This is a genomic window from Arsenicicoccus dermatophilus, assembly GCF_046267915.1.
In the GTDB taxonomy this organism is placed as follows: Bacteria; Actinomycetota; Actinomycetes; order Actinomycetales; family Dermatophilaceae; genus Arsenicicoccus; species Arsenicicoccus dermatophilus_A.
This window is the reverse complement of the sequence record NZ_CP176520.1, coordinates 1,656,286-1,669,611: the sequence shown is the minus strand read 5'-3', so window position 1 is coordinate 1,669,611 and position 13,326 is coordinate 1,656,286. Positions and strand designations below refer to the sequence as shown.

Here is a 13,326-nt window from a genome sequence, read left to right as displayed (position 1 = left end):
CAGGGTGACGTGGGCGGGCCGGGTGGCCAGGGATGCGGGGTATGGCGACGGCGGGTGGCCGGGGCTCGAAGGTCCGGCCACCCGCCGCGACGCGAGGTGGCGAGGTGGCGGTCTGTCATCCGCCGTACGCCGGGACCCGAGGCGGGTCAGGAGAGCTGGATCAGATCTTGCCGACGAGGTCCAGGCCCGGCTTGAGGGTCTCGCCCTCCTGCTCCCACTTGGCGGGGCAGACCTCGCCCGGGTGGGCGGCGATGTACTGCGCGGCCTTGACCTTGCGCATGAGCTCGGCGGCGTTGCGGCCGACGCCCTCGCAGGTGACCTCCATGAACTGGATGGTGCCCTCGGGGTCGATCAGGAAGGTCGCGCGGTCGGCCAGGCCGGCGCCCTCGCGCATGTTCTGGAAGTTGTTGGTGATGACGCCGTTGGCGTCGCCCAGCATGTAGTACCTGATCTTGCCGATGGTCTCGGACGCGTCGTGCCAGGCCTTGTGCACGAAGTGGGTGTCGGTGGAGACCGAGAAGACCTCGACGCCGAGCTGCTGGAGCTCCTCGTAGTGGTCGGCCATGTCGCCGAGCTCGGTGGGGCAGACGAAGGTGAAGTCGGCCGGGTAGAAGAAGAAGATCGCCCACTTGCCCAGGACGTCCTTCTCGGTGACCTCGACGAACTCGCCGTCCTTGAAGGCGGTCGTGGAGAAGGGGAGGATCGTGGTGTTCATGAGGTTCATGCGGTGCGCTCCTTGGCGTCGTCGCTGGTGGGAACTTCCGATAAGAAATCTATATGGATCGGCGGCAGATTGAAAGCCGCCGTCGATCGTTTGTGTGCATGCGACGCATAGGCCCCGGCTATGCCGTCGCCGACCGTCACGCTAGTGGGGGCGCGTACGGCCCGCCGACCGCCGCTGGGGTTGGATGGGGGCATGACCAACCCCACCAACTCACTGCTGGCACCATCGACGCTGCCGCACGCCCTGCCCGACTACGCGTCCCTGCGGGACGAGGACTACCGAGCCGCGATGCTCGAGGGCATGGCCGAGCACCGCCGCGAGCTGGACGCCCTGGCCACCGACGAGTCCCCTGCCACCGTCGAGAACGTGCTGGAGCGCTGGGACCGATCCGGTCGCCTGCTGGAGCGGGCCTCCGACGCGTTCTACCCCGTGTGCGCCGCGGACGGCACGGCTGCCCGGGAGGCGATCCGCGCCGAGATGGCCCCGAAGTTCGCCGAGCACACCGACGCGGTCCTGCTGGACCGGCGGTTGTACGACCGCTTCGTGGCGCTCCGCGAGCGCGCGGATGCCGGCGACGTGGAGCTGGACCCCGAGAGCCGGTGGCTGCTCGAGGACACCATCCGCGAGTTCGAGCGCGGCGGGATCGCACTGTCCGACGAGGCGCAGGAGCGCCTGCGGGCCGTCAACGCCGAGCTGGCGACGCTGCAGACGCGGTTCGCGGAGCAGGCTCTGGCCGGGCGGAACGCCGCCGCCATCCTGGTGACCGACCGCGGGGAGCTGGCCGGCCTGTCCGAGGAAGACGTCGAGCGGGCCCGGGCCGCAGCCGCTGACCGCGGCGAGGAGGGGTGGCTGATCGAGCTGGTCAACACCACCGGCCAGCCGCTGCTCGCCGAGCTCGCCGACCGGGGGCTGCGGCAGCGGATCTTCGAGGCGAGCGTGGGGCGCGGTCTCGGCGGCGACCACGACACCCGCGACCTGGTCCTGCAGATGGTGCGGCTGCGCGCGGAGAAGGCCGAGCTCCTCGGCCACCCGCACTTCGCGGCAGCCGTGGCCTCCGAGGGCTGCGCCGGCTCCACCGAGGCCGTCATGCAGGTGCTCACCAAGGTGGGCCCGGCGGCGGTGCGCAACGCGCGCGCCGAGGCTTCGGTGCTCCAGGAGCGGCTGGAGCAGCTCTCCCCCGGCGCCACCCTGGAGCCCTGGGACTGGCAGTACCTCGCCAACCTCGTGCGGGCCGAGCGTTACTCGCTGGACGAGGGTCTGCTGCGGCCCTACCTGGAGTACTCCCGCGTGCTGCACGAGGGTGTGTTCGCGGCGGCGACCGCGCTCTACGGCATCACCTTCCACGAACGCGCCGACCTGGTCGGCTACACCCCCCACGCGACGGTCTACGAGATCCACGAGGAGACCGGGGAGGTGCTCGGCGCCGTCGTCCTGGATCCGTACACCCGGCCCACCAAGCAGGGCGGCGCGTGGATGACCTCCCTGGTCGAGCAGTCCACCCTGCTCGACCAGCGCCCGGTGGTCACCAACACCTGCAACCTGCCCAGGCCCGCGCCCGGCAAGCCCAGCCTGATGTCCTGGGACAACGTCATCACCCTGTTCCACGAGTTCGGCCACGACCTGCACGGCTTGCTGTCCGACGTCCGCTATGTCTCGCGGTCCGGCACCCGCACCCCGCAGGACTTCGTCGAGTTCCCCTCGCAGGTCAACGAGATGTGGGCCTGGGAGCCGACGCTGCTGGAGCGGTATGCCGTCCACCACGAGACCGGCGAGCCGATGCCGCGCGAGTGGATCCGGACCCTGCTCGACGCGCGCCACTTCGACCAGGGCTACGCGATGACCGAGTCCTACGCCGCGATGCTGCTCGACCAGGTCTGGCATCAGACGCCGGTCGCGGAGCTGCCGTCGTCCGCGGAGGACGTCGAGGCCTTCGAGCAGCGTGCCCTGGACAGCACCGGGATGAGCTTCCCGCTCGTGCCGCCGCGCTACCGGACGGGCTATTTCTCGCACATCTTCGGCGGCGGGTATGCCGCCAGCTACTACTCCTACATGTGGTCCGAGGTCTTCGACGCCGACACGGTGGCGTGGTTCGAGGCCAACGGGGGGCTGTCGCGGGAGACCGGCGAGCGCTTCCGGCGCCGGCTGCTGGCCCGCGGCGGGTCGCTGGACGTGCGTGAGGTCTACCGCGACTTCCGCGGCGCCGACCCCGACGTGCAGCACCTGCTCGACCGCCACGGCCTGGCCTGACGGCGCACCGCGCCGCGGGCACCCGCACGAGCGGGTGCCCGCGGCGGCGTCATACCGCCCCCGGGGCTCCCGTCAGGAGTGGCACGTGGCGGCGACCCGCCCTCCGTTCTGCGCCACGTGCCCCTCGTGCTGGCGACCCGCCGTGCGGGTCGCGCCACGTGCCCCTCGTGGCGCCGAACCGGGGGGTCAGCGGGCTGCGGCGCGGAGCTTGTCGAGCAGCGGACCGGCGGCGGTCTCCAGGAACTCGTCCTGGTGCTCGCCACCGACCTGCACCAGCGCGACGTCGGTGTAGCCCGCCTCCCAGAACGGCCGCACCGCCTCGACGATCGCGTCCAGGTCGGGGCCGCAGGGGATCGCCTTGGCCACGTCCTCCGGTCGGACGTACTGCGTCGCCGCCGCGAACCCGGCGGTGGTGGGCAGGTCCGCGTTGACGGCGAAACCGCCGGCGAACCACCGGAACTGGTCGTGCGCCCGCTCGACCGCGGCGTCCTCGTCGCGGTCCCAGCAGATCGGGATCTGACCGACGGCGCGGGCCCCGGCGCCGATCTGCGGCTGGTCCGGCAGGTCGTTCCACGCCGCCACGAGCTCCGCGCTCGGCTCCACGGCGACCAGGTGGTCGGCGAGCGTCCCGCACCGCTGGAGGATCTTCGGCCCACCCGCGGCCAGGGCGATCTCGACCCCCTGCTCGGGCAGGTCCCAGATCCGGGCTGAGTCGACGCGGTAGTACTCGCCGTCATACGTCACGAGCTCGCCGGTGTGCAGCTCGCGGATGATCTCCATGGCCTCCACCAGCATGTCCTGGCGGGCGGCGATCGCGGGCCAGCCGGCGCCGACGACGTGCTCGTTGAGGTTCTCCCCCGAGCCGAGGCCGAGCGTGAACCGACCCTCGGCCATGACCTGGACGGTCGCCGCCATCTGCGCGACCACGGCCGGGTGGTAGCGCAGGATCGGGCAGGTGACGTAGGTCATCAGGTCGACGCGCTCGGTCACGTGCGCGACCGCGCCGAGGACGCTCCACACGAAGGGCGCGTGGCCCTGCGCGGACAGCCACGGGAAGTAGTGGTCGCTCGCCACCTCGAGGTCGAAGCCGACCTCCTCGGCCGTGCGGGCGTGGCGGACCAGGTCGCGGGGACCGGCCTGCTCGGTCATCAGGGTGTAGCCGAAGCGGGTCATACCTCGTTCCTACCGCAGCCACGGGGCAGGAGCCAGCGGGGACGGCCCTGGGCCGCATGGCGATCCGCGGCAGGAGCCGGTATGACGGCGCCGCCGCTCAGCCGGCGTCGACGACCCGCTGAGGGCCGCGGCGGCGCAGGAGCACCTCGGTGATCGCGTCGGGGGTCAGCCCGATCGACGCGAGCACCTGACCACGGGAGGCATGGTCCAGGAACTCCTTGGGGATGCCGAAGGGCCGCACGCGCACGTCGACGTCGGCGAGCTGCAGCGCGGTGCTGACGGCCGACGCGATCCCGCCCGAGACGAGGTTGTCCTCGATGACGACGACCTCGTCGGCGAGGCGGCACTCCTCGATCAGGTCCTCCGACACCGGCAGGGCCCACACCGGGTCGACGACGCGGACGGTGCGGCCGGCCTCCTCCAGACGGGCACCCACGGCCAGGGCCGTCGGGACGAGCGACCCGATGCCGATGACGAGGGTGTCGACCCGGTGGTGGCCGGGGCCGGCGAGGACGTCCACGGTGCCGTGCTGCTCGACGGCGGGGACCACGGCGGGTGGGTTGCCCTTGGCGAACCGGACGACCGAGGGCGCGTCGGCGATGTCGAGCGAGCGGCGCAGGGCGTGCTCGACCTGCTCGCCGTCGCGAGGGGCGGCCAGGTGCAGGCCGGGGACGACGTTGGCCAGGGTCATGTCCCACATGCCGTTGTGCGAGGCGCCGTCGGAGCCGGTGACCCCGGCACGGTCGAGCACGAAGGTCACGCCCGCGTGGTGCAGCGCGCAGTCCATCAGCAGCTGGTCGAAGGCGCGGTTGAGGAAGGTCGAGTAGATGGCGACCACGGGGTGCTTGCCGGCATAGGCCAGGCCGGCCGCCATGGCGACGGCGTGCTGCTCGGCGATGCCGACGTCGAAGACCCGCTCGGGGAACTTGACCGCGAAGTCCCGCAGCCCGACCGGGATCAGCATGGCCGCGGTGATCGCCACCAGGTCCTCGCGCTCGGCGCCGAGCGCCACCAGCGCGTCGGAGAAGTCGTCGGTCCAGGCGCGGCCGGACACCTCCAGAGGCAGCCCGGTCTCGGGGTTGATGACCCCGACGGCGTGGAACTGGTCGTCGGCGTTCTGCCGGGCCGGACGGTAGCCCTTGCCCTTCTTGGTCAGCACGTGCACGAGCACCGGCGCGCCGTACTGCTTGGCCTGCCGCAGCGCGGTCTCCAGCGCCTGGTGGTCGTGGCCGTCGACGGGCCCGACGTACTTCAGGCCCAGGTCCTCGAACAGGCCCTGCGGCGCCATGATGTCCTTGAGGCCCTTCTTGATCCCGTGCAGGGTCTCGAAGGCGGGGCGACCGACGACCGGGGCGCCCGCGATCGCCCGCTTGCCGAGCCGCAGCACGGTCTCGTAGCCCTGGTGGGTGCGCAGTGCGGCCAGGTGCTCGGCCATGCCGCCGATGGTCGGGGCGTAGGACCGCTCGTTGTCGTTGATGACGACGACCAGCGGCAGGTCCTTGCGGGCGGCGATGTTGTTGAGCGCCTCCCAGGCCATGCCCCCGGTGAGGGCGCCGTCGCCGATGACCGCGACGGTGTGCCGGTCGTGCTCGCCGCTCAGCGACCGCGCGACGGCGATGCCGTGGGCCCAGGACAAGGAGGTCGAGGCGTGGGAGTTCTCGCTGACGTCGTGCTCGGACTCGGCGCGCGAGGGATAGCCGGACAGCCCACCACGGGTCCGCAGCCGGGAGAAGTCCTGCCGACCGGTGAGCAGCTTGTGCACATAGCTGATGTGGCCGGTGTCGAAGACGATGGTGTCGTGCGGGGACTCGAAGACCCGGTGCAGCGCCATGGTCAGCTCCACGACGCCGAGGTTGGGGCCCAGGTGACCACCCGTCTTGGCCACCTCCCGCACCAGGAAGTCGCGGATCTCCGTGGCCAGCTCGGGCAGCCGGTCGGCGGGCAGGCGCCGCAGCGCGGTCGGGCTGGTGACGGTCGAGAGCAGACCCACGGTGGACACCGACTCCTTCGAGGACAGGACGGGACGCCCGAGTCTAGACCAGCGGGCCGCGCGTCAGAGGCGTGGGACGAAGGTCGCTCCCCGCATCGCGTCGTGCACCAGGTGCACCGCCCGGGCCGTGCCGCGCAGCCGCACCCCCTCCGCCTCCAGGTCGGTCATGACGTCGCGCAGCGCCTCCGGCGTCAAGGTCTCCCCCAGCGCCACCCGCACCTGGCGGTAGGCCGCCCGCATGCCCGCGAGCTGGGCGTCCACCTGCTGGACGGCGACCCAGGCGAGCGCCGCAGGATGCCGGCGCCACGAGTCGTAGCCGCGGAAGTCCGCCGGGCACTGGTCGAGCAGCCACGGCACGGCCTGCTCGCGCCAGCCGTCGACGCCGGGCGGCGGGACCTCCGCCGGCCAACCGGGAGGGACGTGCGCAGTCATACCTCTAGTGTGACGACCGGGTCCGACAGACCCCCGGGGCGCCGGAGCAGGGCCGTATGGCGGTCCGGCCCGACAGGCCCGGTGGCCGGGTCAGGGGCCGTCGAGGTCGACGGTGACCTCGGGCGGGAGCCCGGTCACGTCCACGGTGCCGTCCCCGCGCACCTGCACCGCGAAGGGCCGACCGGCATACGACAGCCCCTCCACCAGGAGCTTCCCGCAGGGCAGGCCGACCAGGGGGCGCAGGCGCACCCGCCCGGCGGGCACGTCGACCTGCAGGCCGAGGAGCCCGGTCGCCAGGGCCCCGACGGCAGCGGCCGACCAGGCCTGCGGACGGCAGGAGGCGGGATAGGGCACCGGGCGCCCGAGCACCGGCTCCGGGGCGAGCAGCTCCGGCCAGCGTCCGGCGTTGCCGCACCCGGAGGCGACGAGGGCGCGGACCACCGCCGCGGCCTCCGCGGTGCGGCCCTCGCGGACCAGGCCGACGAGGGCGATCGCCGTGTCGTGGGTCCACACCGAGCCGCTGTGGTAGCCCAGCGGGTTGAAGCCGGGGTTGTCCCGGGACAGGGTCGCGACGCCGAAGGGCATGAGCAGGTCGGGGGCGACCAGTCGCTCGGCGACGGCGGCGGCCCCGTCCGGGGTCAGCACGCCGGTGCCGAGGACATGGCCCATGTTGGAGCCCACCCCGTCGACCGGGCGGTCCGCGCCGTCCAGGGCCATGACCAGGTAGGTCCCGCGCTCGTCGTGGGCGGTGTAACGGCGCCGCACCCGCTCGGCGAGGTCGTCGGCCAGCCGGTCCAGCTCGGCCGGGTCGAGGATCTGCGAACCCGACCCCGCAGCGAGCGTCAGGTCGAGCGAGCGGGCCAGGGTCGCTCCCCCGCGCAGCGCCGCGACGGCATACGCCTGGGCCTCCACGAGCGCGATCGGCGGGGGCGCGAGCGTCCCGTCGGCGCGGCGCATCGAGTCCCCCGAGTCCTTCCACCCCTGGTTGGCCAGGCCTGTGCCGCAGGCGTCGACGTAGCGCAGCAACCCGTCCGGGCTCGTCCGCAACCGTCGCGCCAGCCAGCCGAGCGCGGCACCCAGCGCGGGGGCCAGCTCACGGACGTCCTCGTCGGCGAGCCCGTGGCGCCAGGCGTCGTGCAGCAGCTGCACCCACAGGGCGGTCGCGTCGATGCTGCCGTAGTAGACCAGCGGCAGCGGCCGACCCCGGGCGTCGTGGACCTGCTCCCGGCGGACCTCGTGCAGGATCTTGCCCGGCTCCTCCCCCGTCGCCGGGTCCTCGGCCCGACCCTGCCGGCGCGCCAGGGCCCGCAGCGTCCCGCGTGCCAGGTCGGTGCCCACGGGCAGCAGCAGCCGTGCGGTCCACAGGGAGTCCCGCCCGAACAGCGTGAGGTACCAGGGGGCTCCGGCCGCGACGAAGAGGTCCTCCCGGTCCAGCGGGTCGCGCAGCAGCAGACCCTGCAGGTCGCGCAGCGAACGCTCGACGAGGGGCGCCACCCGGCCGTCCGCGGCGGTGAGCCGCAGCGACCAGTCGACGGCGTCGGCCCCGGGATCGGCGTCCAGCGCCGAGGGCCGGGTGCGGGTGACGTCGACCCGCAGCGTCACCTCCGTGGCTCCGCCCGGGGGCACCGTCAGGGCCAGCGTCAGGTATGACGGCCCGCCACCGTCACCCGGGTGGACGCCGACTGGAGGCGGCCAGACGCGGACGGTGGTGCGGTGCCGCTCGCCCGACCAGTCCAGGACCGCAGCCAGGTGGTCCCCCTGCGACGGGGGCGGGTCCGCGCCCGGGGACCGGCTCGGGAACGAGCGGGCGGCCAGCAGGGTGCCCGCGGCACGCCCGTCCTTGATCTCCGGCAGGCAGGCGTCGTCCCCGGCGAGGGCCACCTCCAGGCGGGTGCGGACCGGCTCCGAGGCGCGTGAGCGCAGGGTGAGCCGTTCGGTCATGCCGCCCGCATCGAGGACGCGGTGCACGTGCAGCTGGACGGTGGGGTCGGGGCCAGGGTCGCCGAGGTGACGCAGCGCGGCGACGATCCGGGTCTGCTCGCCGGTGTCGGCGGCGGTGAGCAGGTCGGGGGCCTCGCCGTCGGCGCGGACGCGCAGCAGCGACAGGGCCCGCCGGTCGTCGACGAGGAGCCCGGTGCCGGGTGGCCCCATCGCCCCGGTGCGCTCGGAGAGCGCCGTGACGGCGCCGTGGACGGCGATCTGGAGGTCGTGGAGCCACGGTTGCCGAGCCGGTTCGCTGCGCCTGGCCACACGTCCACCTCTCGCCGGTGGTGAAGCCCCCTGGTCCCGAGGACGGTGCGGGTGAGCCCTCGTGTGGACACCTGACCGCCCCGAGAGGATGATGAGCTGAGGGGATGGGGATGATCGTTCAACCGGTCATGCTACCCGTCAGGTCTCGGGCAGCAAGAGGGGGAGAGTCGTGATCAGCAGCGGTCTCGGGGGCAGACGCGCGACCATCAACGACGTGGCCCGGGCCGCCAGCGTCTCCCGGCAGACCGTGAGCAACGTGGTCAACCGGCCCGACCGGGTCGCCCCCCAGACCCTGGAGCGCGTGCAGGCCGAGATCGACCGGCTCGGTTACCGTCCGAGCTCGGCGGCCAAGTCGCTGCGGGAGCAGCGCGCCGGGGCCGTCGGCCTGGAGCTGGACGCCCGGCCGGGTGCCGCGGGCGCCGAGATCTCCTTCCCCTTCCTGGCCCAGCTGTCCCTCGCCGCCCGCGAGCACCGCTGCCACGTCGTGACCTTCGGCAGCGAGGCGCCCGCGCTGACGACGAGCGGCTACGAGTCCATGGTGCGCGCCCACCTGGTCGACGCCTTCGTGCTCTACAACACCCACCACGGCGACCCCCGTCCGCGGTGGCTGACCGAGCGGGGCATCCCCTTCGTGACCTTCGGGCAGGTCTGGGACGAGCCGGAGTTCACCGCCTGGGCCGACGTCGACGGGCGGGCCGGCACCGCGGCCGCCGTCCGGCACCTGGTCGAGCGCGGCTACGAGCGCGTCGGCTTCGTCGGCTGGCCGGAGGGCAGCGAGACCGGGGACGACCGGCTCGCAGGGTGGCGGACGGCGGCCGCAGAGCTGGGGGTGCTCGACGAGGGCCTGCTCGTGCGCACCCGGCAGGACCTTCAGGAGGCCCAGCGGGCCACCACGTCCATGACGGCGCGGCTGCGGCCCGGCGACGCCCTCGTCTGCGTGTCCGACGTGGTCGCGATGGGTGCCCAGGGCGCCCTGACCGCCGCCGGGCTGGCGCCCGGGCGGGACGTGGGCGTCGTCGGCTTCGACGGCACCCCGACGGCGGCGATGTTCGGCCTGACCACGGTCGAGCAGCCGCTCGCCGAGATCGTCGAGTGCCTGCTGGGCACGCTGGACGACCTGCTGGAGGGTCGGGACGCGCCGATCGAGGGCACCCTGCTCGCGCCCCGTCTGCGCTCCGACTCGAGCACCCTGCGCTGACCGCCCCACCCGGAGCCCACGACCGGTGAGCGGGACCCGCCTCGACCGCGCCACGGCCCACCCGCACCGACGCACGCGTGTCGTTCGCCGCTCAACGACATACGCTGGGTGCAGTGGGGGCCACGCAAAGCAGTGAACCTGGCCGGGCAGAGCCAGGTCCGGGGGGAGGTGCCGTGTCGTCATCCACCCTGCGCCGAGTGGCGGTCGCGGTGATCACGACCTCGGCGGTGGCGCTGAGCGCGTGCACCGGCGGCTTCGTCGAGCAGCCAGCCACCAGCGCCGGACCGACCACCCTCCGGGTGCTCGTCGCGGCGTCCTCGGACGTGGAGCTCGCCGCCGTCCGCCGGTCCGTGGCCGGGTGGGCCACCCGCACCGGCAGCACCGTGGAGGTCTGCGCCGCGGCCCGGCTCACCGAGGAGCTCGCCAAGGGCTTCGCCGGAGGCGCGCCGCCCGACCTGTTCTACGTCGAGCCGGCCATGCTGGGCACCTACGCCAGGGCCGGCAACCTCTACGCCTACGGGGACCAGGTCGCCGACCTGCCCTACCTGCCCGCACTCACCCGCACCTTCACCTACCGCGGCCGGCTGCAGTGCGCCCCCAAGGACTTCTCCACCCTCGCCCTGGTCATCGACCAGGAGCGCTGGGAGGCAGCCGGGCTGACCGCCGCCGACCTGCCCCGTGACTGGGCGCAGCTGCGCACCGTCGCCGCCCGCCTGACCCGCGACGGGGCGGTCGGGCTGGTCCTGGCCCCCGAGCTGCAGCGCGTCGGGACCTTCATGGCCCAGGCCGGCGGGTGGGTCCTGTCCCCCGACGGCGGCACCCTGACGATCAGCAGCCCCGCCAACGTCACCGCGCTGCGGGAGATCCGAGGCCTGCTCGACGCCGGCCACGCCCGGCTCACCACCCAGGTGGACGCCGGCTGGGCCGGCCAGGCCCTCGTCGAACGCCGCGCCGCCATGGTCATCGAGGGCAACTGGGTCCGCGGTGCCCTCGCCAAGGACGCGCCCGGACGCCGGATCACCGTCGCCGAGCTCCCCGCCGGCCCGGCCGGCCGCGGGACCGTGATGTTCACCACCTGCTGGGGCGTCGCCGCGGCGTCCCCGCACCGGGACGCCGCCGTCGACCTGGTGCGCCACCTCGGCAGCGACGCCGAGCAGCTCGCGGCGGCCAAGGCCTTCGGCGTCATGCCGTCCACCACCACCGCGATGCGCCGCCATGCCCGGCAGACCCCGCAGGACGCAGCCTTCGTCAAGGGTGCGGCCTACGGCCGGGGCATGCCCAACCTGCCCGGCATCGCCGCGGTCGTGGACGAGCTCAACGCGCACCTGCAGACCCTGCCCACCACCGAGGCCGGCGTGCTCCTGCGCGCCGCCCAGCGGATGGCCGAGCCGGCGCTGCAGGAGTGACCGTCGGCACGATGCGGGACGGGGCGGCACGCCCGCGCGGGCGGGCGACCACGCGGGCGGGCTGGCTGATGGTCGCCCCCGCCCTCGCTCTCGTGGTCGTCTTCCTCGTCATACCGATCCTGATGGCCCTGCGCGTCTCCACCACCAGCTGGAACGGCACCGGCAGCCCCTTCGTCGCGGCGGACGCCGCGCCCGTCGGGCTCGCGCACTACCGGACGCTGCTCACCGGTGCCGGCCTGGTCGGGTCGGACTTCATGACCGCCGTCGGCAACACCACGTGGTACGTCCTGCTCGTCGTCCCCCTGCAGACCGCCCTGGCCCTCGCCCTGGCGCTCGCCGTGCACTCCCCCGGGCTGCGCCACCGAGCCGTGTGGCGGACCCTGCTCTACCTCCCGTCGGTCACCAGCGCCGTGGCGGTGACCGCGGTGTTCACGCTGCTCTTCTCCTCCCGGGGGGTCGTCAACGCGGTGCTCGGGGCCGCCGGCGTCGAGGGACCCAGCTGGCTGCTCGACCCGCGCGGCCTGCTGCACCTGGCCCTGGGCGCGGTCGGGGTGGTCGAGCCGGGGTGGGGCGGCCACGAGCTGCTCGGGCGACCCTTGTGGGACTGGCTGGCAGGTCCGTCCGTCGCGATGTGCGTGCTCGTGCTGCTCGCCGTGTGGACGACCAGCGGGACCTTCATGCTGGTCTTCCTCGCCGCGCTGCAGGACCTGCCCCAGGACGTGCACGAGGCCGCCGCCGTCGACGGGGCCACCGGCTGGCGGCGCCTGCTGTGGGTCACGATCCCCCAGCTGCGCACCACGATCACCCTGGTGGTGATGCTCGGCCTGATCGGCACCTGGCAGGTCTTCGACCAGGTCTACGCCACCGGCGGCGGAGCGCCCGGCAAGACCCTGCTCACCCCCGCCTACCTCGCCTACGCCCTGTCCTTCGGACAGGGCGAGTTCGGTGCGGGCGCCGCCGTGGCCTTCCTGGTGTGCCTGCTCACGCTCGTCTTCACCGCCGGGCACCGCGTCGTCGTCCGGCTCGTCGAGGGTCGCCCGTGAGACGCCACCGCCTGCTCCCGATTCTGCTCACGGTCGTGGTCGCGGCCTACGCCCTGCCCACGGTCGTGCAGCTGTCGACGAGCGTCAAGACCGACCCGGACGCTCTGGCCCACCCGCTGCGTCTGCTCCCCCACCCGCCGACCCTGCAGGCCTGGCGCCAGGCCCTCGGCACCCAGGACGACGCCAACCCGGTCGGGCGATGGGCGCTCAACTCCGTGGGCGTCTCCCTCGTCGTCACCGTCGGTCGGGTGCTGCTGGACGCGCTCGCGGGATACGCCCTGGCGCGGCTGTCCTTCCGCGGTCGGCGCGGGGTGCTCGGGCTGCTGGTCGTGGTGATGGCGGTGCCGGGCGTGGCCCTGCTGATCCCGACCTTCCTGGTCGTGACCTACCTGGGGATGTACGACACCTATGCCGCGATGATCCTGCCGATGCTCGTGGACGCCGCCGGCATCCTGATCATGAAGCAGTTCTTCGAGTCGGTCCCGGCGTCCTACGCCGAGGCCGCGCGGCTCGACGGGGCCGGCGAGCTGCAGATCCTGTGGCACGTGCTGCTCCCGCTCGCCCGACCGGCCTTGGTCACCGTGGCCGTGCTGGCCTTCCAGGCCTCCTGGAACGACCTCAGCCACTACCTGGCGGCGACCAGCAGCGTCGAGCACAAGACCCTCGTCACCGGCCTCGCCGACCTGACCGCCGGAAACCTCGGGGCCGGAACCCAGCGGCCCCTGAAGATGGCGACCGCCTTGCTGACGACCGTCCCCGTGGTCGCTGTCGTCGTGGCCTCGCAGCGCTACCTCACCCACCTCGACCCACGCCGCTGACCATGACCGGCACGGAGTCGCCGATGCGGCTCTGGATCGCGCGGA

10 protein-coding genes are annotated in these 13,326 nt (G+C 73.5%); 5 read left to right on the top strand and 5 right to left on the bottom strand.

What is annotated here, in order from left to right; translation table 11 throughout:
- Positions 1 to 160: 160 nt before the first annotated feature.
- Positions 161 to 724 (bottom strand): alkyl hydroperoxide reductase subunit C, encoded by a 564-nt coding sequence (ahpC, locus tag ACK2IS_RS08100; RefSeq protein ID WP_409482832.1) that lies wholly within the window; start codon positions 722 to 724, stop codon positions 161 to 163.
- A gap of 192 nt (positions 725 to 916) precedes the next feature.
- Here ahpC and ACK2IS_RS08095 point away from each other — a divergent pair, with 192 nt between their 5' ends.
- Complete coding sequence (locus ACK2IS_RS08095; protein WP_409482831.1) at positions 917 to 2,971, top strand: M3 family metallopeptidase; 2,055 nt, start codon at positions 917 to 919, stop codon at positions 2,969 to 2,971.
- Positions 2,972 to 3,157: 186 nt separating this feature from the next.
- On the opposite strand, the gene ACK2IS_RS08090 is transcribed toward ACK2IS_RS08095, so the two are convergent.
- From ACK2IS_RS08090 to ACK2IS_RS08075, 4 genes are all read right to left on the bottom strand, one after another.
- Positions 3,158 to 4,144, bottom strand: a complete 987-nt coding sequence (locus ACK2IS_RS08090; protein WP_409482830.1) for a TIGR03557 family F420-dependent LLM class oxidoreductase — start codon at positions 4,142 to 4,144, stop codon at positions 3,158 to 3,160.
- A gap of 97 nt (positions 4,145 to 4,241) precedes the next feature.
- On the bottom strand, positions 4,242 to 6,134 hold the full coding sequence (dxs, locus tag ACK2IS_RS08085; protein ID WP_409485649.1) for a 1-deoxy-D-xylulose-5-phosphate synthase: 1,893 nt from the start codon (positions 6,132 to 6,134) through the stop codon (positions 4,242 to 4,244).
- Positions 6,135 to 6,197: 63 nt separating this feature from the next.
- Positions 6,198 to 6,566: a hypothetical protein gene (locus tag ACK2IS_RS08080; RefSeq protein ID WP_409482829.1), complete on the bottom strand. Its 369-nt coding sequence runs from the start codon at positions 6,564 to 6,566 to the stop codon at positions 6,198 to 6,200.
- A 90-nt stretch (positions 6,567 to 6,656) separates the two neighbouring features.
- Complete coding sequence (locus ACK2IS_RS08075) at positions 6,657 to 8,816, bottom strand: glycogen debranching N-terminal domain-containing protein (RefSeq protein ID WP_409482828.1); 2,160 nt, start codon at positions 8,814 to 8,816, stop codon at positions 6,657 to 6,659.
- Positions 8,817 to 8,985: 169 nt separating this feature from the next.
- On the opposite strand from ACK2IS_RS08075, the gene ACK2IS_RS08070 reads away from it, so the two are divergent.
- The 4 genes from ACK2IS_RS08070 (at position 8,986) to ACK2IS_RS08055 (ending at position 13,281) form a co-directional block, all read left to right on the top strand.
- Entirely contained in the window at positions 8,986 to 10,014 is a 1,029-nt protein-coding gene (locus ACK2IS_RS08070) for a LacI family DNA-binding transcriptional regulator (protein WP_409482827.1), read from the top strand.
- A gap of 173 nt (positions 10,015 to 10,187) precedes the next feature.
- Positions 10,188 to 11,420: an extracellular solute-binding protein gene (locus ACK2IS_RS08065; protein WP_409482826.1), complete on the top strand. Its 1,233-nt coding sequence runs from the start codon at positions 10,188 to 10,190 to the stop codon at positions 11,418 to 11,420.
- 11 nt (positions 11,421 to 11,431) lie between these two features.
- Positions 11,432 to 12,463, top strand: a complete 1,032-nt coding sequence (locus ACK2IS_RS08060) for a carbohydrate ABC transporter permease (RefSeq protein ID WP_409482825.1) — start codon at positions 11,432 to 11,434, stop codon at positions 12,461 to 12,463.
- Positions 12,460 to 13,281, top strand: a complete 822-nt coding sequence (locus ACK2IS_RS08055) for a carbohydrate ABC transporter permease (RefSeq protein ID WP_409482824.1) — start codon at positions 12,460 to 12,462, stop codon at positions 13,279 to 13,281. The genes ACK2IS_RS08060 and ACK2IS_RS08055 overlap by 4 nt, the downstream gene beginning before the upstream one ends.
- Positions 13,282 to 13,326: the final 45 nt, after the last annotated feature.